Raw genomic sequence first — 20,598 nt, forward strand, 5'->3', positions numbered from 1 at the left:
CGCCCTTTGTCGTTTCTGGCCTTACTGCATTCCGGCCGAGCGCAACCCCGCCAGAATATCCCGATCCAGCATGCTCACCCAACGGTTGTAGTTGCGATGGATCTTGCCGTCCTTGTAGCCCAGGTCGCGGCTGTCGCGGTAGGTGATGGCGTAGCTGTTGCGGGTGTAGCGGATGTCGATGGCGGCGTAGAACTGGCCGCGTACGGTGATCTCGGCCTGCACCAGTTGCGGGCTCAGGCGTTGCACCGTCCACTCGCGTTTTTGCAGGGCGGCGACGATCACCTGTTTCATCTTTTCTTCGCTGACCTGGCTTGTGGCCGGCAACTCGTGCTGGGTGTTGAGCACGGGTTTGCTGGTGCAGCCAGCCGTGGTCAGCAGGGCCAGGGTGATCAGGGTAGCGCGTAGCAGGGAAGACATTCCGTTTTCTCCAGTCGATTAAAAAGTCAGCTCCAGCGGCGGAAGATCAACGAGGTGTTGACGCCGCCGAAGGCAAAGTTGTTGTTCATCACGTAGTCGTTATGCATCTGGCGAAAGCCACCTTGCAGGTAGTCCAGCTCGCCGCATTGCGGGTCGACCGCGTCCAGGTTGAAGGTGTGCACGTACTGGTCGCGGTTCATCATCTCGATGCTGAACCACGATTCCAGCGCCCCGCACGCACCCAGGGTGTGCCCCAGGAAACTCTTCTGCGAACTGATCGGCATGCGGCTGCCAAACAGGCTGCTGGTGGCCAGGGTTTCGGCAATGTCGCCCTGATCGGTAGCCGTGCCGTGGCCGTTCACGTAGCCGATGGCGGACGGTTCAAGACCTGCGTCTTCCAGGGCCAGCTCCATGGCGCGGCGCATGGTTTTCTGTTCCGGGCGGGTGGTGTGCTGGCCGTCGGCGTTGCTGCCGAAGCCAACCAGCTCCGCGTGAATATGCGCGCCTCGCGCGAGTGCGTGCTCCAACTCTTCGAGCACCAACATGCCGCCACCTTCACCGATCACCAGGCCATCGCGGCCGCTGTCGTAGGGGCGCGGGCTGGTTTGCGGCGCATCGTTTTTCAGGCTGGTGGCGTACAACGCATCGAACACCATGGCTTCGGTGGGGCACAGTTCTTCCGCGCCGCCTGCGAGCATCAACGGCAGGCGCCCGAACTTGATCGCCTCATAGGCGTAGCCAATGCCCTGGCTGCCGCTGGTGCAGGCGCTGGAGGTGGGAATCAGCCGGCCCGTGAGGCCAAAGAAGATGCTGATATTCGCTGCCGTGGTGTGGGGCATCATGCGCACATAGGAGTTGGCATTGAGCCCCTCGGCCACCGAGTTGAGCAGCATATTGCCGAACGCCTTGATCTCATCGGTGCTGCCGGTGGACGAGCCACAGGCCACGCCCATCCGCCCGTCCTTGATCGACTCGTCACCCAGCAGGCCGGCGTCCTGCAAGGCCTGCTCCGCCGCCCACACGGCCAGGCGCGAGACGCGGCCCATGCTGCGCAGCTGCTTGCGCGTCCAGTGCGCGGGCACGACGAAATCGTCGATAGGGCCGGCCAGGCGCGTATTCAATTCGGTGAAACGGTCCCACTCGTCCATGCGCCGGATGCCGCTGCGGTTGGCGCGAAAGTTGGCGGCGATGGTGTCCCAGTCGCTGCCCAGGGAGGTCACGCCGGCCATGCCGGTAACGACAACGCGCTTCATCAGCACAGGCCCCCGTTCACGGCCAGCACCTGGCGCGTGATATAGCCGGCTTCGGCGGACATCAGGAAATTCACTGCGCCAGCGACTTCTTCCGGCGTGCCCATGCGTTGGGCCGGGATCATTTTCATCAGTTCTTCTACCGGCACGTTTTCATCCAGCATCGCGGTGTCGATCAGGCCCGGCGCCACGCAGTTGACGGTGATCTTGCGCTTGCCCAATTCAATGGCCAGTGCCTTGGCCGCGCCGATCAAGCCGGCTTTGGACGCGCTGTAGTTGACCTGGCCGCGGTTGCCGATCAGCCCGGACACCGAGGTGATGCACACGATACGCCCGGCGGCGCGGCGCCGAATCATCGGCATCATCACCGGGTGCAGCACGTTGTAGAACCCATCCAGGTTGGTGCGCATCACCACATCCCAATCGTCTTCCGACAGGGCAGGAAAGGCGCCGTCGCGGGTCAGGCCGGCATTGAGCACCACACCGTAATAGGCGCCATGCTGCTCCACATCGGCCTCAAGGATCTCTTTGCACGCAGCGCGATCCGCCACGTCGAACTGCAGCACCCGCGCCTTGCGCCCCAGGGCTTGGACCTCGAGCTGTACCGCGTCGGCTTCGGCACGGCCGCTGCGGCAATGCAGCACGATGTCATGGCCGGCCTGGGCCAGGCGCAGGGCAATGGCGCGGCCGATGCCACGGCTGGAGCCGGTGACCAGTACGGATTCAGTCATGGCGTTTCGTCCTTCGATTCAGCTAAATAGTTGGCCGCCTGGGGCGGTCGAAATACGTTCAAGCGCGCGCTGGCCTGGATACCGTCGCCGGTGAGGTGGCATTCGAACACACCCATGCCGTTGTCGTCTTCCAGGGAGCGCAGGCCGTGGATGTTCAGTTCGGCGCCGGCCGCAAAGTGCTCCACGTTGCACTCGAACTTACGCGTGCCCAACAGGAAACCCAGCTCCACCGCCTTGCCTTGCTGGCGTGCATGGCAACCGGCATACGCGGCGACGCTTTGCGCCATCAGCTCGATGCCGACCCAGGCCGGCAGGCTGCCGTCAGCGCGGTTGAACAGGCCACCGGGCTTGACGGTGACGCGGGTGTGGATCTGCTCTTCATCGAACGACAGCACCTGGTCGATCAGGATCATGTCGCCCGCATGGGGCAGCAGTTCGGCAAGTGGCCAATCGATCATGGGGCCTCTGCGATTATCAGGCTGACATTGTTACCGCCGAAGGCAAACGAGTTGCTCATCAGGCAGGGCCTTTTCAGGGTATCGCCGCTGCGCACCCATTGCAGCGCGGGCAGCGCCGGGTCGGGGTGCCCGTCCCATACGTGGGGTGGCAGCAGGCGATGGGTCAGGCTCAGCCAGCAGAACGCGGCTTCCAGGGCCCCGGCCGCGCCGAGGGTGTGGCCGGTCATGGGCTTGGTCGATGAGCAAGCGACGCCGCCGGGAAACAGACTGGCGACGGCCAGGCTTTCCATGGCGTCGTTGTGTTGGGTCGCGGTGCCGTGCAGGTTCAGGTAGCCGATCTGCTCGGGCGAAAGTTTTGCACTGGCCAGGGCCTTGCGCATGGCCAGCACCGCGCCCTTGCCACTGGGTTCGGGCGCGGAGATATGGTGTGCGTCGCAACTGGCGCCGCTGCCCAGCAAGGCGATGGGCGCCGGCTCGCGGCTCATCAGGAACAGCACCGCCGCTTCACCGATGTTGATGCCGTTGCGGTTCACCGAAAACGGATTACAGCGCTCGGCAGACACCGCTTCCAGCGCGGTAAACCCGTTCAGCGTCAGCTTGCACAGGCTGTCCACGCCGCCGCAGATCACTGCATCGCACACCCCCAGGTCCAACAGGCGCTGGGCGCTCATCAATGCACGGGCGCTGGAGGTGCAGGCGGTGGAAATGACATAAGCCGGGCCGCTCACCTTCAACCAGTCGGCGAGGAAGTTGGCCGGGGCGCTGAGTTCCTGTTGCTGGTAGTCGTAGTCGGCGGGGAACTGCGTGTTCTGCAGGTAATGGGCAATGCCACGGCTGGCTTCGTCAATGCCCGAGGTGCTGGTGCCGAGCACAACCCCGACCCGGCCAGGGCCGTAGGTCTGGATGGCCTGACGAATCTCATCCTCGATCTGCAGCGCCGCTTCCAGCAGCAACTGGTTATTGCGGCTGCTTTGCTCGGCCAGTTCCGGGGGCAGGCTCGCCAGTTCACCCTGTACGGCGGCCACCGGCACTGCGCGCTCCGGCACCCAGCCGCCTTCGGCGCGCATGCCTGAGCAGTCGCCGGCAAACAGGTTGCGGCTGACTTGCGCCTGGCCACGGCCCAGGGCGCAGATTATGCCAAGGGCATTGAGGTGGGCGGTCATCGGCTCACACCCAGCGGGGTGATGCGGTAACTCAACGGCGGGTCGGCCATGTTCACGCGGAACACCTCGGAAGACTGATAAACAATCTGCCAGTGGCCCGGCAGCGTGCGCGTCAGGTCCATGGCCTGGGCAGTCGGATACAACGCCGGTACGTCACCGGGCGCGGTGAGGGCAAACAGCAGCGCGGCAAATAGCGTGCGCGCTTGTGGATTGGGCGGCAGCAAGCCGTCTGCCTGCCACTGCCCATCGAGCAGTTTTTGCCGGGCCAGGGGAATGCCCAGCGGGTCCATCATCGACCAGCGAAGCGCTTGGCCTTCGCGCTGGATCACCAGCAGCCAGTCCTGGCTCTGGCCGTCTGCCAGGCGCTGCACATGCAATTGCATCGGCAAGGTCAGCGCCGGCATTTTCTCCGGTAGCGGCGCCTGGCTGGCGCAGGCGCCGAGCAGCAACAGGCAACTTATCAACAGCAGGCGCATCATGGGGCCGCATTCTCCACAGGTTTACGCGCTACGCAGTTGACCAGGGTTTCCTCGCGCTGGCCCACTGGCGGCGCCTTGCGCAGGCCCCAGCGTTCCAGCAGGCCGAAGTCACTGGAACGGCTCCACCACAAGTAGGGGTACGAAACGTTCTGCGCAGCGAACTCAAAGCCCTGCTCGCGCAGCATCTCCAGGTACTCTTCGGCGCTTTTCTGCACATGCATCGGGTGGCGGAACAACCAGCGAATCACCCAGGTGTCGATGTAGGCTTCGGTGGATTCGGCAAACAGCAAATAGCCGCCCGGCTTGAGCACCCGATAGAACTCCTTGAGTGCGCGATGTTGCTCCACCAGATGGTGGAAGGTCTGGTGGCAGAACAGGATATCGACACTGGCATCCGGCACGTTGAGGGTCGCGCAGTCGCTGCCGATCAGCTCGACGTCCAGCCCCAGGCGCGCAGCTTCTTCGCGGCTCAGTGCCAGGCTGTGGGGGTCGGCATCCAGGCCGATCAGGCGCGAAGGCGCAAACACCTGATGCAGCAACTGGAAGGATTTGCCCTGGCCGCAACCGGCATCCAACAACACCGGCGCCACCGGTAGCGGCTCGCTGAACAGGCTGCGCAGGTCATTGATCGCCACGCGCAACACGTGATGCTGCCAGGTGTGGCTGCGCAGGAACCAGAAACCGAACTTGGTTTCTTCGACGTAGTTTGGACTCAGGTAGTTTTTTTCAACGCCTGGGCTGCTCATACCGGCTCACTCGCACAAATTTCAGACAGCATCCGCAAGCGCCGCTTGGGCTCGCTGACAAACGGGTTGCGTTCATCCCAGGCGTAACCGGCCAGGATCGAGCTGATCATGCGGCGAATCTCCGGTGAACTGCCAGGATGGAAAATCACGTCCTGGAACGTGCCCGCATACCAGCCTTCGACGTAGCAACGGAAGGTATCGACACCGCGTTTGAGCGGTTCGGCAAATTCGGTTTGCCAGTCCACCGTTTCGCCGCTCAATTGGCGGTGCAGCACCCCTGCGGCCATGCTCGCTGAGCGCATGGCAATGGTCACGCCGGAGGAGAACACCGGGTCGAGGAATTCTGCCGCATTGCCCAGCAGCGCAAAGCCTGGGCCGTGCAGGGTTTTGACGTTGGCCGAGTAGCCGCCGATGGTGCGCGCCGGGGTGTCCCACACGGCATTTTGCAGCACGCCGGACAGGCTTGGGGTTTGCTCGATAAAGCCGCGCAGGCAGGCGTCGAGGTCGCTGCCCGTGGCCTCAAAATGCTCCTTGGCCGCGACCACGCCCACCGAGCAGCGGCCGTTACTGAACGGGATGGTCCAGAACCAGATGTCGCGCTTGGTCGGGTGAGTGGTCACCAGGATTTTGCTGCGGTCAAAGCCTGGGTGTTCGATACGGTCTTCGACGTGGGTGAACACGGCCTGGCGCAGCGGGAAATTCGACGGTGCTTCCAGGTCCAGCAGGCGTGGCAACACACGGCCATAGCCGCTGGCATCGAGCACGAACCTGGCCTTGAGGTGGTACTCGCTGCCATTCTCGCGGCGCACATGCAGGTACCGGCTCTCGGCAGAAAAATCCACGCCGACGATGGTTTGGCCATAGCGGATTTCCACGCCTTGCAACGCGGCCTGGTCGGCCAGCAACTTGTCGAACTCGCCGCGCTGCACCTGGAAGGTGGTGGGCTTGCCGTTGCTGAAGGTGTCGCTGAAATCAAAAGCACTGTAGCGCTCGCCCCAGGCGAAGGCCGCGCCGGTTTTTACCTGGAAGCCTGCCGCTTGCACCGCGTCGAGCATGCCGGCTTCTTCGATAAAATCGATGCAGTGTGACAGCAGGCTTTCGCCAATCGAGAAGCGCGGGAAATGCTCGCGCTCGATGATCAATACATCATGCCCTTTGCGCTTTAACAGCGCGGCCGCGATGGCACCGGAAGGCCCGGCACCGATCACCACCACCTGGCGACGTTCCATTTCAACTGTGGGCACGAGGGCTCCTTGCCGCATGGGCGCTAATCACATTCATAAGGCGTGTTTCTGCCTGCCGGCCCAGGGCGCCAGCATAAAGCTGAACGCCAGGCCCAGGCTGACCGACAAGCCGAAATTACTCACGGCCGGTGTACTGGAGACCGCCAGCAGGCCGAACGACAACCAGGTTGTCAGCGCCGCCAGCAGTGTTCCCAACAGGCTCACGGCAGGGCCGCCGATCTGCTCGCGCATCAAAATCGCATAGTCAACGCTGATGGCCGTGACCAGCAATAGGCCAAACAGGCTGAACAACGTCAGCGGCTGGCCCAGCCAACCGAGGCTGGCCAGGCTGCACAACGCGGCCAGCAGCGGCAGGGCGACGATACGCAGGGCTCCGCCAAAGCCGAAGGGCGCAATCAGCAACAGCACGATCAGCACGCACGACAGCAACTTCAATTCGGCAGCGCTGATCTGCGTGTCGGCAAACACCCGGTTCAAGTCACCCAGGCGATCCACCAGTTGCACACCGGGCAAGTCCAGCGCCTGCACCCGCAGCAGCGCCGGGTTGTTCAAGCCTTGCAGGCTGACCATGGCCGCCACGCCGCCGTCCACCGGGCCTAGCCACAGCGTGCGCCAGGGCTCGGCCAGTGGGCCTTGCAGTGCGGCGTCGATGTCTGCGGTGGGCAGAGCCTGCAACTGCGCCACTTCGGCTTGCAGGGCAGTGAGGGGCACACCGAGGTCCAGTAGCGGTTGCCAGTGTGGCGCCAGGTTGTTCAGCGCTTCGCGCAGCTGTTGTTGTTCGTCGGGGAGGCTGACCAGTTGATTGAGCGCCAGGTAGCCCTGGAGCTTGTCCATCTGCACCAATTGATCCAAGCGTTTGCCCAGGGCGGCCTGGCGTTCCAGCAACTGTTGCTGATTGCTCGCCCGCACCAGGAAAAACTGGCTGGTGGGCTGGAACCCGGTGATGCGCGCCACGGCCTGGGCTTCGTGCAGCAACTGCGGCGGCGCACCGATCCATTGGCGGATATCGTTTTTTGTGTTCAGTTGCCACAGGCCCGCCGCGCAGAACAGCAGCACCCACACCAGCAGCACCGAACTGGGCACGCGTTTGAGCAGGGCTGTGCGTAGCTGCCATAAGCTTTGGGCTACACGCAGCGGCCATTGCGCCGGGCGCAGTTCCACGCCCTTGAGCAGCGCGGGCAACAGGCACACGCCACACAAATAGGCACCTACAAGGCCGGCGGCGGAGAACACCGCAATTTGGGTCAGCGCCGGGAACGGCGTCCAGGCCAGCGCCAGATAACCGATAGCGCTGGTGGCCAGGCTCAGGCTCAGCCCCGGCAGGGTCAGGCGCAATGCCGGCCAACTGCGCCACGGTTGCAGGCTCCAGCTTTTGGACAGGTAATGCAGTGGGTAATCCACCGCCACGCCGATCAGGCTGGAACCCAGTACCAGGGTCATCACATGCATATGCCCAAACAGCGCCACACACGCCACCGCGCCAAACAGCATGCCCACCAGCACCGGCACGAACGCCAGCAACACCCGCCAGCGCCGGAACGCCAGCAGCAGCAACAACAGGATGCCCAGGGTGGCGCCGCCGCCGACCCAGGTCATTTCCCGCGTGGCCTGCTGTTGCCCGTTGGCCGCATACAGCAAACCGCTGGCGGCGAGCAGTTGCGCGCCGTGTGCGCCGGCTTGCTCGCGGCTGGCTTTTAGCAAGTCCGCCACTTGCAGCGGCAGCTTCATGTCGAAGGCGTTGCCGGTGGTGCGCGCCCGCAGCAGCACCCAGCTCTTGCCGTCGGCATCGGCGATCAAGGCACCGCTGCCGATGTCCATTTGCACCGCACCGTGTTGCGGCTGGCTGTTCTGAATGCGCCCGGTGAGGCCGAGCCAATCGTCCTGGCTGGGCACCAGGCTGAAGCCGGTGAAGGGGTCGAACAGCGATTGCACGCGTTGATGGATGAACGCGTCCGGCTGTTGGATCAGTTGCTCGCGGTCTTTGGCTGAGAGCATCGACAAGCGCCCGCGCAACAGCTGTTCGCGCAACGCTGGCAAGTCGGCTTGCAGGTTCCACTGCACCTTTTCAAACAGGCCACTGGCCTGCCAGCGCTCACCCAGTTGCTGCGACACGGCTACCGCTTGCTGGCGGTCGGCATGCCCCACCAGCACCAGCATTTCGCGGTTGAGCGGCTCTTGCATGCGCTGTTCGGCTTGCAGCTCCAGGGCGTCTGGCGTGCTGCCGGGCACCAGCTCCATCAGGTTGGCCGACAATGGCGCGCCATCGCGCCACTGCCAGCCGGCCAGGGCCAGCACGGCCACCAGCAGGGTCAGGAACAGGCGCGGCAGCAGGCGCTCACTGGGCAAAGTCGTGTTGCTCCGCATCGCTCAGGGGCTGGTCGGCCGTGCTGTCCTGCATGCGCAACAACGTGCTGTCGCCTTGGGTTTCCAGCAGTTCAATGCTGTGCACCAGCGCGCCGCCGTCGATATTGATCTGGCTGAACACTTGCTTGAGCAGCAGCGAGCGTGGGGTCAGCGTCAGCTTCCACTGTTGGGCCTCACCTTGCAGTTGCAGCTCGAAGTCGCGTTGCAGGCCACTGCTGTCACCCTGCAGTACCGCCAGGAACAAACGATTCTGTTCGGCGCCGGCACTCTTGTTTGGCAGCAACTGCCAGCCATTGGCATCGCGACGGGCAATGCCTTGGGAGGTGATGCGATAGTCCTGTTGCAGCGGAGTTTTCAACAGCCACAGCAGGCCGTGATCCTTGGCGAGCACGAAGGTGCCTTTGCTCACTAGCGGCTGGGGCAGGGCGCGCAGGTGTTTTTCCTGGGTGAAGTGGCCGTGGATGACGGAGGGTTTGCCAAGCTGATCGCTCAACTGCTGCAGGTCGAAGGCGTGGGCACTGAAGCTCAGCAACAACGCCGCCACTGTAGGAGCGAGCTTGCTCGCGAAAAACCTGAGGGCCCCACGGGCTGTCAGGTACCCAGCGTTATCGTTGGCGATCTTCGCGAGCAAGCTCGCTCCTACAGGGGGGCTCATTTCAGGGCTCTCTCTACGGCGTCGGTGAAGACTTTGGGCGAGGCCAGTTGCATCTCGCGGCTGGCGATTTGCACCGCCACTTGCACGGTGCTGGCGCGGGTCAAGCGCTCGCCGCTGGCCAGGTCGGTAATCAGGTAGTTCACCTTCAAACGGTTCTCCCATTCCACCAGGCTGGCGCGCACGTTGATCGTCTGGCCGAAGGTCGCGCCGCGCACATAACGAAGCTGCATGTCGATCACCGGCCACGCGTAGCCGGCTTCGAGCATCGCCGTGTAGTTATGGCCGATCTTGTCCAGTAACGCACAGCGCGCCACTTCCAGGTACTTCACGTAATGCCCGTGCCACACCACGTTCATGGTGTCGATGTCGAAAAACGGCACGAGGATTTCAGTGTCGCTGTGCAACACGCCGGGGCTACGCATGCAGCCTCCAGTGTTGCGCGGCGATGCGTTGCAGGCACAGGCGCAGTTCGCCTTCCAGGGCGCGGTCTTCGATGACCGGCGCAAAGTCCTGGGCCAGCTCTGCATGCATCGCGGCCAGCGCCGGTGGCAGTGGGCGGGCATCCTCGGCCTGGGCGCGCAGCCACACGCCCTGGTTGGCGGCGAGCAGGGTCGCGGCGGCGACCTGTTCGGTCAGCTCCAGCACGCGGATCGCATCGCGGGCAGCGATGGTGCCCATGCTCACTTTGTCCTGGTTGTGGCACTCGGTGGAGCGCGAGAACACGCTGGCCGGCATGGTGTTTTTCAGTGCTTCGGCGGTCCAGGCGCTGGTGCCGATCTGCACGGCCTTAAAGCCGTGGTTGATCATCGCGCGTTCAGCCGGGGCGCCCGACAGGTTGCTCGGCAGGCCATGGTTGTAGCGCACGTCCACCAACAGTGCGAGCTGGCGGTCGAGCAGGTCGGCCACGTTGGCGACCAGGGTCTTGAGGCTGTCCATGGCGAAGGCGATATGCCCGCCGTAGAAATGCCCGCCGTGCAGCACACGTTCTTCTTCGGCATCGATGATCGGGTTGTCGTTGGCGCTGTTCAGTTCGATCTCGATGAACGAGCGCAGCCAGTTCAGGCTGTCCGCCAATACGCCGAGCACATGGGGCGCGCAGCGCAGCGAATAGCGGTCTTGCAGGCGGTGCAGCGGTGCGGTGGGCGCGTCGATGGCCAGGTCCTTGCGCAGCCACGCGGCGACTTGCATCTGCCCAGGGTGCGGCTTGGCAGCGAACAGGCGCTCGTCGAAGTGTTCCGGGTTGCCTTGCAGCGCCACCACGTTGAGGGCGGTGATGCGCGTGGCCAGTTGCAACAGGTAGTCGGCGCGGGCGAAGGCCAGGCAGGCCAGGCCGGTCATCACGGCGGTGCCGTTCATCAGTGCCAGGGCTTCCTTGGGCCGCAGTACCAGCGGCTCCCAGCCCAGTTCGCGGTGTACATCGGCCGCCGGGCGGCGTTCGCCACGGAACAGCACCTCGCGTTCGCCGGACAAGGTCGCGGCCACGTAGGACAGCGGCGTCAGATCACCGCTGGCGCCCACCGAGCCTTCTTCCGGGATCAGTGGCAGCACATCGTTTTCGAGGAAGGCGTGCAGGCGTTCCAGCAGCTCCACGCGAACGCCCGACACGCCATGGCACAGCGACTGCAAGCGAGCCGCCAACACGGCGCGGGTGGCTTGAGCGTCAAGCAACTTGCCCAGGCCGCAACCGTGAAAGGTGTACAGGTGACGCGGCAACGCTTCGACGTGTTCCAGTGGCACCGCCACCACGCAGGAGTCGCCGTAGCCGGTGGTCACGCCGTAGATCACGCCTTCCTTGTCCAGCAGCGAGTCGAGGAACTGCGCGCCCTTGGCGATGCGCTGGCGGTACGCGGCATCGTCCTGCAGGCGAGTGGGCACCTGGCGGTTGGCCAGGGCCAGCACGTCTTCGATGCGCAGGGGGCGTTCACCAAAGGTGATGGGCTCAAGAGGCGTCGTCATCGGTCTTCCAGAAAGGGTAAAAGTTGAACCATTGTTGGGGCGCTTGCAGGCAGAACTGGCCCAGGCGTGCGGCGTAGCGGGCGGCCCACACAGCGATGACCTGCTCGCGGGTGCTGCGTTTCCATTCGATCAAATCGGCAAAGGGCTCGATAGTCAGGCGATAGCGACCCTGGTGCTTGAGGCACATCAGCAGATTGACCGGGCATTTGAGCAAGCCCGCCAGCAGCCATGGGCCTTGGGGGAACGCCGCCGTGTGTCCGAGGAAATCCACCCGCACCGTGCGCCCGCCGTGCAGCGGGATGCGGTCGCCGGCAATCGCCAGCCACTCGCCATCGTCCAGGCGCTGGCTGAGCAGCAGCATGGTCGCAGGGTCCAGTTCACTGACCTGGATCAAGCGTAAATGGGTCGCGCCGGCCTCGCCCAGCAGGCGGTTGAAACGCTCGGCGTGCTTGGTGTGCACCAGTACATTCATGGTGACCTGTTCACCAATCTCCGCCAGGGCGCGGCAGACTTCCAGGTTGCCCAGGTGCGCGCCCACCAGCATCTGCCCGCGCTCGCCACGCAGTTGGCTGCGCAACTGCGCCGGGTCGTTGATCTCGATTTGCTCCAGGCGCAGCTTGCCGTTCCACACGTCGAGCTTGTCCAGCAGCGAGTCGGCGAAGGCCATGAACTGGGCAAAGACGGTGCGGTGGCTCGGCAGCAAGTCATCGCGCCCGCTCCACTGCGCCAGGAGCTGCTGGTATTGCCAGGCGCTGTGGCGCGCGGTGCGGCCGAACAGAAAGAAGTAAAACACGATGCTGTAGAGCAACGGGCTCAACAGTCGACGGCCGAGGACTTTGACCGCGACCGCAGTGAATTTCATCAGCCAGAAGCTGCCGCGTTCCTCGCGGTCGGCCCAATGCTTGGTGCTGTCGTTCATGCTTGCCACCGTCGCCACAGGATCATCGGCGCGCGCACCAGCATGCCGAAGAACAACCGCGTGTGCATGGCGCTGATGCGCAGGTTGTCGCGCAACAAGCGAAAGTGCGACAGGCCATCGGCGGGGTAATGCACCTGGGTGGGCAGCCAGCGCATAGGCTGGTTGCGCCAGGCCAGGCGCACCAGGATGTCCGAGTCGAAATCCATGCGCGTGCCGATGTAGGCCGAGTCCATCAGCGCTAGGGTCGGCGCCAGCGGGTATACGCGAAAGCCGCACATCGAGTCGCGAATCTCAAGCGACAGGGTGTTGATCCACACCCACACGTGGGTCAGGTAACGTGCGTACAGGCGGCCCTTGGGCACGCTGTCGTCGTATTCGGGGTAGCCGCAGATGACGGCGTCGGGGTGCTGGCGCGAGGTGTGGATAAAGGTCTCGACTTCGCGCAGGTCGTGCTGGCCGTCGGCGTCCACTTGCAGGGCGTGGGTATAGCCCAGGCGCGCCGCTTCGCGGAAACCGGCCATCACGGCACCGCCCTTGCCCTGGTTGCTGGGCAGGGTCAGCAGGGTGACGTTGTCCAACGTCGCCAGGTGTGCCAGCACTGCTGCGCAGGCGGGGCTGCTGCCATCGTCGACCAAGAGGCAGGGCAGGCCGCTTTTCAGCACACTGTGGACCACGGCCGGCACGGCGGCTTCGTGGTTGTACACCGGGATTAAAGCGCAGGGGTTATGCATGATGGGGGGCACCTGATACACCGGGCCGCCTGCATCGCAGGCAAGCCAGCTCCCACATTGGACTTGCTGTGCACACAAGATTGTTGGCCGACACCGAACCAGTGTGGGAGCGGGCTTGCCCGCGATTGAGCACGAAGTGCTCACCCGGCTTATGCATGCGCGGCCTCCAGCACTATCCGCCCACTTGAGCAGGCAGCAACCCCATTGCGATAGGCGAAGTACAGCTTGCTACGCTCCCGATCGAAGCGCAGGTGCAGTTCGATCTGATCGCCAGGGCGCACCAGTTGCTGGAACTTGAGCACTTCCATGCCGGCGAACCGGGTTGGCAGGCCGAGCAATTGCTGGCCCAGGTTGAACGCCCATTCCACCTGCACCACCCCTGGCAATACCGGGGTGACCGGGAAGTGCCCGCTGAAATAGGCCAGGTCCGGTGGGATGCTCAGTTGCAAGGTCCATTCACCTTCGGTTTCGACTTGCGCCAACACCTCCGGGCTTTTGGGGCGAGGTGCCAGCAACAAGGCTTCGATATCGGCCTGGGGCAGCTTGCCCTGGCTGTTCAGCGGCAATTGGCGAAGCACACGCCAGCGGCGCGGCAAGGCCAGGGCTTCGCAATGTTGGCTCAAGTGCTGGCGCAGGGTTTGGGTGAGGGTGCGGCGCCCCTGGTTGCGCAGGGCATGCAGCCCCGCGTCGCTGAGCACCACCACGGCGCCCAGGGACGCGCGGTTTTCCTGCACCACGCCCAGGCGGGTGTCGGCCACCCAGTCATGGGCGATCAGCGCCTGTTCCAGCATCGGCAGGGAGATGCGTTTTTCTTCCAGCTTGACGATACGGTCCAGGCGGCCCAGCAGTTCAAACCGGCCATCGGCATGGATGCGTGCGGCGTCGGCGGTTTGTTCGATGTGCCCTGCGGGCAGGTATGGCGAGGCGATGCGCAGTGCTCCTTCAGCATCCTGGCTCAGTTGCACATCGGCAAACGGCTGCCAGGGTTGCGCGCCCTGACGCCAGGCGATACCGCCGGTTTCCGAGCTGCCGAGGATTTCTGTGGGCCATTGCTGCAAGCGGTCGTAGAGGCTGCCGGCCGCATCAACCGGCAACGCGCCACCGGAGGAAAACACCCGTGCCACCTGGCTCAGTGCCGGCCAGTCGAGGTTGTCGCCCATGCGCTTGAGCAGTGCGGGGCTGGCCACCCAGGCAAACTGTGGGTGCTCACGGCTGGCGCGCTGCATGTCTTCAGGGAACGCCAGTTGCTTGCGCACAAAGGTGCGGCCGGCGCACAGCGGCCACAACACGCGAAACAGCAAGCCGTAGATATGCTGGGTAGCGACGCTGCCGATGATGCAGGCGCTTTTGAGGTCTGCGCCCCACAGCGCTTCCAGGGCCTGCACTTCGTTGGCCAGTTGGCGCAGTGTTTTGTCGATGCGCTTGGGCTCGCCGCTGGAACCGGAGGTGCACAGGCTCAGTTGGCAGCTGTCCAGGTCGAGGGCGGCGGCGCTCAAGGGTGCTTGATACAGCGCGTCCAGATCGCTGGCGTCCACCAGCCAAGCATCCACGGCAGCGGCCCAGCGTTGGCGAGTCTGGGGTTGCAGGTCGGCGGGCAGCAGCACGCTCGCACCGGCCCGCCAGGCGCCCAGCAGCGCAATCGCCAGCAGCCCGGCGTCTTCCAGGTGCACGGCCAGGCGCCGGATGCCCCGGGCCTGCAAGCCTGCGGCGAGGCTCAAGGAGCGCTCGCACAGTTGCGCGTGATTCATGGCGGGCTCGGTGGTCACCCCGCGATCTTGCAGTGGCTCAAGCAGCAAGTGCTCAAGTTTCAACCCTTTCATACGCGGCCTCGAACCCTTTGTCGTACCAGCCATTCCACGGCAAACAACAGGCCCATCAAGCCGTAGGCGATCAGGCCGTTGTACAACGTCCACCAGCTCAGCGGCGCCCACAAAGTGAGCGCGGCGGCGAGCAGGCCATTACAGAGAAAAAACACACTCCACACCAGGGTGACCTGGCGGGTATACACCACCGCGTGGGGCGGCAGGTGCGGGTCGGTCATGCGCGCCAGGCGCTCGACCATCGGCGGGCCGTATTTCAGGCTCAGGCCAAACAACGCCAGCATGAACCCGCTGACCAGGCTCGGGTACCAGCGCAGCCACTGCGGGTTATCGAACCAGGCCAGCGCCAGGCAAAACACGATCACCACCACCGCCATCCAACGGCTGCCCGGGCGCTGCGCAGCGGTGAGCGCGCGCAACAGCCACAGGCTGCCCAGCAATAAGCCAAACTGCCACGGTGCAAAGTGCTCGGTGCCGTAATACACCGCGAAGGGGTACAGCAGCCCCGCCAATAACAGGCCAAGGCCGATCAGCCGGCTCATGCGGCGGGCTGGACCAGACGGTACACCGCCTCTACCACGTCGTTCACCGTGCGCACTGCCTTGAATTCCTCTGCGGCGATCTTCTTGCCGGTCTGGCGCTTGATGTGGTCGATCAGGTCCACGGCGTCGATGCTGTCGATTTCCAGGTCCTGGTACAGGTTGGCGTCCAAGGTGACGCGTTCCGGGGGCAGTTCAAACAGTTCCACCAAGGCGTCGCGCAGGGTGTTGAAAATATCGTCACGAGTTTGCATGGTACGGTCTCAAGCTGCCTGTCGGGCCGTGACGAACGCCGCAAGGCTGGCCACGTTGGTGAAGTGATTGCGGGTGTCCTTGGCGTCGGCATCAATTTTGATGCCGTAGGTTTTCTGGATCGCCAGGCCCAATTCCAGGGCATCGACCGAGTCCAGGCCCAGGCCTTCGCCAAACAGGGTCTGGTCGCTGCCAATATCCTCGGCGCTGATGTCTTCCAGGCCCAGGGCCTCGATGATCAGCAGCTTTATGTCGTGCTCAAGGCGGTGTTGGTCGCTCATCTTCGGCGAGCTCCTTAATGAAATAGTGATGCAGGTGATCGTTGAGCTTGCGTGAAGCCTGGGGCGCGGCGCCGAGCGCGGCGAACGCCTGTGGTTCTATATCGGCGCCCACGCGCAAACTGAAGTGAAATCGACGGTGGGGGATGCGATACCAGGGTTCGGCCTTGGTCAAGGTGGTGGGGCTGACCTTGATCACCACTGGCGTGATGATTGTCGCACCGCGCAGCGCAATGGCTGCACCGCCGCGATGAAAGGCCGGCGCCGCGCCGGGCGTGGTGCGGGTGCCTTCGGGAAAGATGATCAGCGTTTGGCCGGCGCGCAGGGCGTCGGCTGCGGCATCGAGCATGTCGGCGCTGCCGTCGTTGCTGATGTAGCCGGCATCGCGCACCGGGCTGCGGGTGAACGGGTTCCGGAACAGGCTCTGCTTGACCACGCAGTTGGTCTGGCGCATCAGGCCGATCAGGAACACCACGTCGATCAGCGACGGGTGGTTGGCGACGATCATCTGGCCAGGGCGGCCAAGCTTTTCGGCACCCTCGACGCTGTAGGTGAGAATGCCCAGGCCCTTCATCAAGCGAATAAAAAACCAGAACAGGCAACTAATGGTGTGGCGTGCGCGCCGTTGATGCTGGCTGGCATCGCCCGGCAGGCAACTGAGCAGCGGAAACACCAGCAAACGTAGGCACAGCCCGCCGATGCCAAACAGGCAAAAGCTGAGGGCCGTGGCGAACAGGCGCCAGTAATAGGCCTGCCGTGGCTTGTGGGTCAGGGCTTGCGTTGCCAGTTCCATACTCGGTTCTTCCAGGCATGTTGGCAGGCGCCCTGATCGGTCAGCAGGGTGCGCAGCAGGTTCAGGGCGTGGGGCCACTGGGTTTGAGTGAGTTGGACAGTGCCAGTGGTGAGTTCCAGTTGCCACTCGTCGCCCGGCGTGAGCAACAGGCCGAGGGCGTAGGGGAAGGGCACATCCGTGATCCAGCTGGCATAGGCTTGGGGCGGCTGTTCTTCGGTGATCACCAGCAACACGGCGGGGGCGCCTTCGTTGAGCAACGCGGCGGCTTCGAGCAGGCCGTGTTCGAGGCCATCGCCGGCGGCGGCGAGGGCGGTCATCTCGCTGGTTTCATTGCGCAGGATCGACCACAGGCCGATCACCGCGTTATGCACCGACAGGCTGAACTGAGTGGGCGACAGCGGCTGCTCGTTGGCCAGGTCGCTGAGGATGTCCAGGGTGCGCGGGGTTTCGCCGTGGCGGGAAATGAACACCAGCGGCAGGTCTTCTAGGCCCTCGGCCAGCGGCCAGCCGACGCTGAATGCCATGCGCGCCAGCCGGCTCAAGCGGCGGCGCTGCATCGCTGGCAAAAATGACACATCGGGGGACGCTTCGCTGGCAGGCGGCAACACCGGGTCCCGGCACCAGGCGTGCCAGTCGTCCGCACTCTCAAGGCCAGGAGCCCAGGCGCGCCATTGGGCGATGTTGAAGTTGATCACTGAGAAGTTATCCCGCCCCTGCGGGCTTCCATGTGCGGCCAGTGGCCCCGGATGCCGGGACAGGGAGCAATGGCCGAATGGCGCGCATTATCCCGGTGCCGTGGGGTTCTAGCAAATAGTGGTGAAAATTTGTTCACTATTGATCACAAATAAGTTGGAAGAACTTACAGATTGTTGGTCATGGCTGATCGACCGTGGAATAGGCGCACTCCTATTTGTTTGTTAGCCAGATGCGGCGCCCGGATGAACGAGGTAGCTAATGGGCGCTTTTGCGCTCTACACTCGGGCATTCATTGATACACGGAGGTTTTTCCATGCGGCGCGTGGTGTTCAATCAAAAAGGCGGTGTGGGCAAGTCCAGCATCGCCTGCAACCTGGCGGCGGTCAGCGCCAGCGAAGGTTATCGAACCCTGTTGGTGGACCTCGATGCACAGGCCAACTCCACCCAGTACCTCACCGGGCTGACGGGTGACGACATCCCTATGGGGATCGCGGATTTTTTCAAGCAAACTTTGTCTACGGGGCCGTTTTCGAAGAAGAACAGGGTGGATATCTACGAAACGCCCTTCGACAACCTGCATGTGATCACCGCCACCCCGGAACTGGCTGACCTGCAGCCCAAGCTTGAGGCCAAGCACAAGATCAACAAGCTGCGAAAGCTGCTGGATGAATTGAGCGAGGATTACGACCGGATTTACCTGGATACGCCGCCAGCGCTGAATTTTTATGCGGTTTCGGCGCTGATTGCGGCTGATCGGGTGTTGATTCCCTTCGATTGCGACAGTTTCTCGCGCCAGGCTTTGTATGGCCTGCTGGCTGAGATCGAAGAGTTGAAGGATGACCATAACGAAGGCTTGGAAGTGGAAGGTATTGTGGTCAACCAGTTCCAGGCTCGTGCAAGTTTGCCGCAGCAGATTCTCGATGAGTTGATTGCCGAAGGGTTGCCGGTATTGCCGGTGTACCTGGCCAGCTCGGTGCGTATGCGTGAGTCGCACCAGGAGAGTAAGCCGCTGATTCATCTGGATCCGCGGCATAAGCTGACGCAGCAGTTTGTGGAGCTGCATAACTTGCTGGAAAACGCCTGACCTCGAACACTGTGGGGGCCGGGCTTGCCCGTGATAGCCGACGCTGATCTAGCTGAGGCACCGCGATCCAAATGTGGGAGCTGGCTTGCCTGCGAAGACGGCCCAACAGCCGACACCTATCTCCCTGACACCCCGCGGTCAAACTGTGGGAGCGGGCTTGCTCGCGAAGGCGGCCTGGCGGTCAACACGGTTGGATTGTGTGCATATCCATTGCTGCGGTAACGGCCACTTAGGGTTCCGCCCTGACGGCGGCTCACTTTTGAAAAGCGCAAAAGTAAGCAAAACGCTCTTGCCCCACCACTCGGCACCTCGCTTAGGCTCGGTGTGCCCGTAATCCGCCAGTGATTTGGGGGGCCGCCGCCACGCGCCATCCATGGCGCGGGGCGGCTAAACCGGCATCCCTGCCGGTTTACCCCCCAAATCCCTGTCGAATTCCGGCCAGCGTGGTTTAACGGGGCGCCTGAGATCAAAAGCAGATCAAGATCAAGAGCGGCTCGCTTCGCATCGTGGAGTGGGTGGTAGGGCGCGGTTAATTGTGGGGGGGCATTTCGGCGGGTGAGTTGGATTTGTCCCACAGGGTCTGTAGGACGGGTCTGGCAATTGGGCTTGTGCCTTGTAACCTTGCCTACAGCTACGCCAGAATCCGCCGGCTTGTGCGTCTGGATGGGCGTCTCTAAGGTTTGCCGGTCGCTGAATGTTCAGTGATCGGGTTTAGTAGCCCGTGGTGAGACGTACGGCAAATCGTCGATCAGGATCTTCCTGGATTCGATGGTGGCTGTACGGAGGGCGCTTTCGAGCGCGCCGGTTGCGTCTCCCCGGTCTACTAACCTGCGTACAGCTGCCACCCTCCGTTTAGTAGCGGGCTGGTTGCGGCTCCTCAACCCGGAGACGATCCATGGCTAACCTCTATACCGTTTCACCCAACCTCCCCACCGAAACCCTCGTGCTCAACAGCTACGAAACCTTCTCTTCGGTGCGCACCTTGCTGCTCAACCTGTCCAACGACCTCACCGGCGAACACCGCGACGTAGCGCTGGCCATCCACCAGTTAAGCGAATTGGGCGTCATGCTGGTCAGCCAGATGATGGACCGCGAAGCCCCGCTGACCTGAAGCTGAAATGCATTCAATGTGGGAGCTGGCTTGCCTGCGATGGCATCACCTCGGTGTACCAGGCAGACCGAGTCGCCTGCATCGCAGGCAAGCCAGCTCCCACATTGACCGAGTTGTTTGAGGGGGGCTGTTTACACCCCCTGGCTACGCAACCAGCTCATCAACTGCGGCAACGGGAATGCCCCGCTCTGGCGCGCTACTTCGCGGCCGTTCTTGAACAGGATCAAACTGGGAATCGAACGAATCCCCAGCTGCGCCGATAGTTGCTGGTTAGCTTCACTGTCCAGCTTCGCCAGCCGGCACTTGCCTTCCAACTGCCCGGCGGCTTGTTCGAATACCGGCGCAAACGACTTGCACGGCCCGCACCAGTCGGCCCACACATCGACCAAAAGCGGCAGGTCGCCCTTGATCTGGCTGGCATAGTCGCCCTGTTTCAAATCAAAGGGTTTGTTCAGCAACACCGGCTGCTTGCAACGCCCGCACTTGGGCGCGTCACCCAGGCGTTCGCCGGGGATGCGGTTGAGGCCGTTGCAATGTGGGCAGGGGATTACAAGAGGTTCGGACATCGGGGGCTCCTTGGGGGCGGCTATTGGCTTCAATCTGGTGTCGGCAACGCGGTTTATCAACACTCGATAAAAGGACAAAACATGAACGACGCTCTGAAACTGGCCATTGAGCATTGGCCTTACGTTGCAACGCTGCTGCGCAAACCCCAAACCGAAGATGATTATGGCGCCTTGGTCGAGGCGATTGATGAGCTGCTCGATATCACAGGAGAAGATGAAGATCATCCAATGAGTGGGCTACTGGACATCATTTCTGACTGGGTGGAGGCCTATGATCTGGAGCGTCAGCGTATGCCTCAGATCTGATGAGCCTACTCACCGCAGAATAATCCGACCGTCTTTAGGA

Annotated in this window: 24 protein-coding genes; 3 read left to right on the forward strand and 21 right to left on the reverse strand. The window is 63.1% G+C overall.

Annotated features, from left to right (window positions below; translation table 11 throughout):
* Positions 1 to 21: 21 nt before the first annotated feature.
* The 20 genes from PSH76_RS02205 to PSH76_RS02300 form a co-directional block, all read right to left on the reverse strand.
* Positions 22 to 417 carry a hypothetical protein gene (locus PSH76_RS02205; protein ID WP_032893934.1) on the reverse strand — a complete coding sequence of 132 codons (396 nt, stop codon included), beginning with the start codon at positions 415 to 417 and terminating at the stop codon, positions 22 to 24.
* Positions 418 to 443: 26 nt separating this feature from the next.
* Complete coding sequence (locus PSH76_RS02210; protein WP_032893933.1) at positions 444 to 1,670, reverse strand: beta-ketoacyl-ACP synthase; 1,227 nt, start codon at positions 1,668 to 1,670, stop codon at positions 444 to 446.
* The gene (gene fabG, locus PSH76_RS02215; protein WP_032893932.1) at positions 1,670 to 2,398 is read right to left on the reverse strand and encodes a 3-oxoacyl-ACP reductase FabG; all 729 of its coding nucleotides are present in this window, start codon (positions 2,396 to 2,398) and stop codon (positions 1,670 to 1,672) included. Before fabG ends, PSH76_RS02210 begins: the two co-directional genes overlap by 1 nt.
* Complete coding sequence (locus tag PSH76_RS02220; protein WP_003187930.1) at positions 2,395 to 2,856, reverse strand: hotdog family protein; 462 nt, start codon at positions 2,854 to 2,856, stop codon at positions 2,395 to 2,397. Before PSH76_RS02220 ends, fabG begins: the two co-directional genes overlap by 4 nt.
* A complete protein-coding gene (locus tag PSH76_RS02225; RefSeq protein WP_305493533.1) occupies positions 2,853 to 4,019 on the reverse strand; it encodes a beta-ketoacyl-[acyl-carrier-protein] synthase family protein in 1,167 nt (388 codons plus the stop codon). The genes PSH76_RS02220 and PSH76_RS02225 overlap by 4 nt, the downstream gene beginning before the upstream one ends.
* The gene (locus PSH76_RS02230) at positions 4,016 to 4,498 is read right to left on the reverse strand and encodes a hypothetical protein (RefSeq protein WP_278918186.1); all 483 of its coding nucleotides are present in this window, start codon (positions 4,496 to 4,498) and stop codon (positions 4,016 to 4,018) included. The genes PSH76_RS02225 and PSH76_RS02230 overlap by 4 nt, the downstream gene beginning before the upstream one ends.
* Complete coding sequence (locus PSH76_RS02235; protein ID WP_098949768.1) at positions 4,495 to 5,244, reverse strand: class I SAM-dependent methyltransferase; 750 nt, start codon at positions 5,242 to 5,244, stop codon at positions 4,495 to 4,497. Before PSH76_RS02235 ends, PSH76_RS02230 begins: the two co-directional genes overlap by 4 nt.
* A complete protein-coding gene (locus PSH76_RS02240; RefSeq protein WP_098949767.1) occupies positions 5,241 to 6,488 on the reverse strand; it encodes an NAD(P)/FAD-dependent oxidoreductase in 1,248 nt (415 codons plus the stop codon). The genes PSH76_RS02235 and PSH76_RS02240 overlap by 4 nt, the downstream gene beginning before the upstream one ends.
* 33 nt (positions 6,489 to 6,521) lie before the next feature.
* A complete protein-coding gene (locus PSH76_RS02245; protein WP_305493534.1) occupies positions 6,522 to 8,852 on the reverse strand; it encodes an MMPL family transporter in 2,331 nt (776 codons plus the stop codon).
* The gene (locus PSH76_RS02250; protein ID WP_050499451.1) at positions 8,824 to 9,507 is read right to left on the reverse strand and encodes an outer membrane lipoprotein carrier protein LolA; all 684 of its coding nucleotides are present in this window, start codon (positions 9,505 to 9,507) and stop codon (positions 8,824 to 8,826) included. The genes PSH76_RS02245 and PSH76_RS02250 overlap by 29 nt, the downstream gene beginning before the upstream one ends.
* Positions 9,504 to 9,929, reverse strand: a complete 426-nt coding sequence (locus PSH76_RS02255) for a thioesterase family protein (protein WP_054896218.1) — start codon at positions 9,927 to 9,929, stop codon at positions 9,504 to 9,506. The genes PSH76_RS02250 and PSH76_RS02255 overlap by 4 nt, the downstream gene beginning before the upstream one ends.
* The gene (hutH, locus tag PSH76_RS02260) at positions 9,922 to 11,463 is read right to left on the reverse strand and encodes a histidine ammonia-lyase (RefSeq protein ID WP_278916497.1); all 1,542 of its coding nucleotides are present in this window, start codon (positions 11,461 to 11,463) and stop codon (positions 9,922 to 9,924) included. Before hutH ends, PSH76_RS02255 begins: the two co-directional genes overlap by 8 nt.
* Positions 11,447 to 12,382 (reverse strand): glycosyl transferase, encoded by a 936-nt coding sequence (locus tag PSH76_RS02265; protein WP_305493535.1) that lies wholly within the window; start codon positions 12,380 to 12,382, stop codon positions 11,447 to 11,449. Before PSH76_RS02265 ends, hutH begins: the two co-directional genes overlap by 17 nt.
* Complete coding sequence (locus PSH76_RS02270) at positions 12,379 to 13,113, reverse strand: glycosyltransferase family 2 protein (protein ID WP_138761709.1); 735 nt, start codon at positions 13,111 to 13,113, stop codon at positions 12,379 to 12,381. Before PSH76_RS02270 ends, PSH76_RS02265 begins: the two co-directional genes overlap by 4 nt.
* 149 nt (positions 13,114 to 13,262) lie before the next feature.
* Positions 13,263 to 14,933: an acyl-CoA synthetase family protein gene (locus PSH76_RS02275; RefSeq protein WP_305493536.1), complete on the reverse strand. Its 1,671-nt coding sequence runs from the start codon at positions 14,931 to 14,933 to the stop codon at positions 13,263 to 13,265.
* Positions 14,930 to 15,475: a membrane protein gene (locus tag PSH76_RS02280; RefSeq protein ID WP_032893920.1), complete on the reverse strand. Its 546-nt coding sequence runs from the start codon at positions 15,473 to 15,475 to the stop codon at positions 14,930 to 14,932. The genes PSH76_RS02275 and PSH76_RS02280 overlap by 4 nt, the downstream gene beginning before the upstream one ends.
* Positions 15,472 to 15,726 (reverse strand): acyl carrier protein, encoded by a 255-nt coding sequence (locus PSH76_RS02285; protein ID WP_003187949.1) that lies wholly within the window; start codon positions 15,724 to 15,726, stop codon positions 15,472 to 15,474. Before PSH76_RS02285 ends, PSH76_RS02280 begins: the two co-directional genes overlap by 4 nt.
* A gap of 9 nt (positions 15,727 to 15,735) precedes the next feature.
* Positions 15,736 to 16,005, reverse strand: coding sequence for a phosphopantetheine-binding protein (locus PSH76_RS02290; RefSeq protein ID WP_032893919.1), 270 nt, complete (start codon positions 16,003 to 16,005; stop codon positions 15,736 to 15,738).
* Positions 15,983 to 16,795 carry a 1-acyl-sn-glycerol-3-phosphate acyltransferase gene (locus PSH76_RS02295; protein ID WP_032893918.1) on the reverse strand — a complete coding sequence of 271 codons (813 nt, stop codon included), beginning with the start codon at positions 16,793 to 16,795 and terminating at the stop codon, positions 15,983 to 15,985. The genes PSH76_RS02290 and PSH76_RS02295 overlap by 23 nt, the downstream gene beginning before the upstream one ends.
* Positions 16,771 to 17,490, reverse strand: a complete 720-nt coding sequence (locus tag PSH76_RS02300; protein ID WP_032893917.1) for a beta-ketoacyl synthase chain length factor — start codon at positions 17,488 to 17,490, stop codon at positions 16,771 to 16,773. Before PSH76_RS02300 ends, PSH76_RS02295 begins: the two co-directional genes overlap by 25 nt.
* A 314-nt stretch (positions 17,491 to 17,804) precedes the next feature.
* Between PSH76_RS02300 and PSH76_RS02305 the strand changes: the two genes are divergently transcribed.
* Both PSH76_RS02305 and PSH76_RS02310 read left to right on the forward strand, forming a co-directional pair.
* The gene (locus tag PSH76_RS02305) at positions 17,805 to 18,575 is read left to right on the forward strand and encodes a ParA family protein (protein ID WP_003187956.1); all 771 of its coding nucleotides are present in this window, start codon (positions 17,805 to 17,807) and stop codon (positions 18,573 to 18,575) included.
* Between the two features lie 895 nt (positions 18,576 to 19,470).
* Positions 19,471 to 19,686, forward strand: coding sequence for a DUF6124 family protein (locus PSH76_RS02310; protein WP_047712416.1), 216 nt, complete (start codon positions 19,471 to 19,473; stop codon positions 19,684 to 19,686).
* A gap of 131 nt (positions 19,687 to 19,817) precedes the next feature.
* Here the strand turns inward: PSH76_RS02310 and trxC are convergent, their stop codons facing one another.
* Positions 19,818 to 20,252 (reverse strand): thioredoxin TrxC, encoded by a 435-nt coding sequence (gene trxC / locus PSH76_RS02315; protein WP_032893915.1) that lies wholly within the window; start codon positions 20,250 to 20,252, stop codon positions 19,818 to 19,820.
* 81 nt (positions 20,253 to 20,333) lie between these two features.
* Here trxC and PSH76_RS02320 point away from each other — a divergent pair, with 81 nt between their 5' ends.
* A complete protein-coding gene (locus PSH76_RS02320; RefSeq protein WP_032893914.1) occupies positions 20,334 to 20,558 on the forward strand; it encodes a hypothetical protein in 225 nt (74 codons plus the stop codon).
* The last annotated feature ends 40 nt before the right edge of the window (positions 20,559 to 20,598 follow it).

This window comes from Pseudomonas sp. FP215 (assembly GCF_030687795.1).
GTDB classification, from domain to species: Bacteria; Pseudomonadota; Gammaproteobacteria; order Pseudomonadales; family Pseudomonadaceae; genus Aquipseudomonas; species Aquipseudomonas salmasensis.

Bases quoted from the DNA above. Each gene is read 5' to 3' on its own strand.
- PSH76_RS02205 (WP_032893934.1), bottom strand. From the start codon at position 417: ATGTCTTCCCTGCTACGCGCTACCCTGATCACCCTGGCCCTGCTGACC.
- PSH76_RS02210 (WP_032893933.1), bottom strand. From the start codon at position 1,670: ATGAAGCGCGTTGTCGTTACCGGCATGGCCGGCGTGACCTCCCTGGGC.
- fabG (WP_032893932.1), bottom strand. From the start codon at position 2,398: ATGACTGAATCCGTACTGGTCACCGGCTCCAGCCGTGGCATCGGCCGC.
- PSH76_RS02220 (WP_003187930.1), bottom strand. From the start codon at position 2,856: ATGATCGATTGGCCACTTGCCGAACTGCTGCCCCATGCGGGCGACATG.
- PSH76_RS02225 (WP_305493533.1), bottom strand. From the start codon at position 4,019: ATGACCGCCCACCTCAATGCCCTTGGCATAATCTGCGCCCTGGGCCGT.
- PSH76_RS02230 (WP_278918186.1), bottom strand. From the start codon at position 4,498: ATGATGCGCCTGCTGTTGATAAGTTGCCTGTTGCTGCTCGGCGCCTGC.
- PSH76_RS02235 (WP_098949768.1), bottom strand. From the start codon at position 5,244: ATGAGCAGCCCAGGCGTTGAAAAAAACTACCTGAGTCCAAACTACGTC.
- PSH76_RS02245 (WP_305493534.1), bottom strand. From the start codon at position 8,852: ATGCGGAGCAACACGACTTTGCCCAGTGAGCGCCTGCTGCCGCGCCTG.
- PSH76_RS02250 (WP_050499451.1), bottom strand. From the start codon at position 9,507: ATGAGCCCCCCTGTAGGAGCGAGCTTGCTCGCGAAGATCGCCAACGAT.
- PSH76_RS02255 (WP_054896218.1), bottom strand. From the start codon at position 9,929: ATGCGTAGCCCCGGCGTGTTGCACAGCGACACTGAAATCCTCGTGCCG.
- hutH (WP_278916497.1), bottom strand. From the start codon at position 11,463: ATGACGACGCCTCTTGAGCCCATCACCTTTGGTGAACGCCCCCTGCGC.
- PSH76_RS02265 (WP_305493535.1), bottom strand. From the start codon at position 12,382: ATGAACGACAGCACCAAGCATTGGGCCGACCGCGAGGAACGCGGCAGC.
- PSH76_RS02270 (WP_138761709.1), bottom strand. From the start codon at position 13,113: ATGCATAACCCCTGCGCTTTAATCCCGGTGTACAACCACGAAGCCGCC.
- PSH76_RS02275 (WP_305493536.1), bottom strand. From the start codon at position 14,933: ATGAAAGGGTTGAAACTTGAGCACTTGCTGCTTGAGCCACTGCAAGAT.
- PSH76_RS02280 (WP_032893920.1), bottom strand. From the start codon at position 15,475: ATGAGCCGGCTGATCGGCCTTGGCCTGTTATTGGCGGGGCTGCTGTAC.
- PSH76_RS02285 (WP_003187949.1), bottom strand. From the start codon at position 15,726: ATGCAAACTCGTGACGATATTTTCAACACCCTGCGCGACGCCTTGGTG.
- PSH76_RS02290 (WP_032893919.1), bottom strand. From the start codon at position 16,005: ATGAGCGACCAACACCGCCTTGAGCACGACATAAAGCTGCTGATCATC.
- PSH76_RS02295 (WP_032893918.1), bottom strand. From the start codon at position 16,795: ATGGAACTGGCAACGCAAGCCCTGACCCACAAGCCACGGCAGGCCTAT.
- PSH76_RS02305 (WP_003187956.1), top strand. From the start codon at position 17,805: ATGCGGCGCGTGGTGTTCAATCAAAAAGGCGGTGTGGGCAAGTCCAGC.
- PSH76_RS02310 (WP_047712416.1), top strand. From the start codon at position 19,471: ATGGCTAACCTCTATACCGTTTCACCCAACCTCCCCACCGAAACCCTC.
- trxC (WP_032893915.1), bottom strand. From the start codon at position 20,252: ATGTCCGAACCTCTTGTAATCCCCTGCCCACATTGCAACGGCCTCAAC.
- PSH76_RS02320 (WP_032893914.1), top strand. From the start codon at position 20,334: ATGAACGACGCTCTGAAACTGGCCATTGAGCATTGGCCTTACGTTGCA.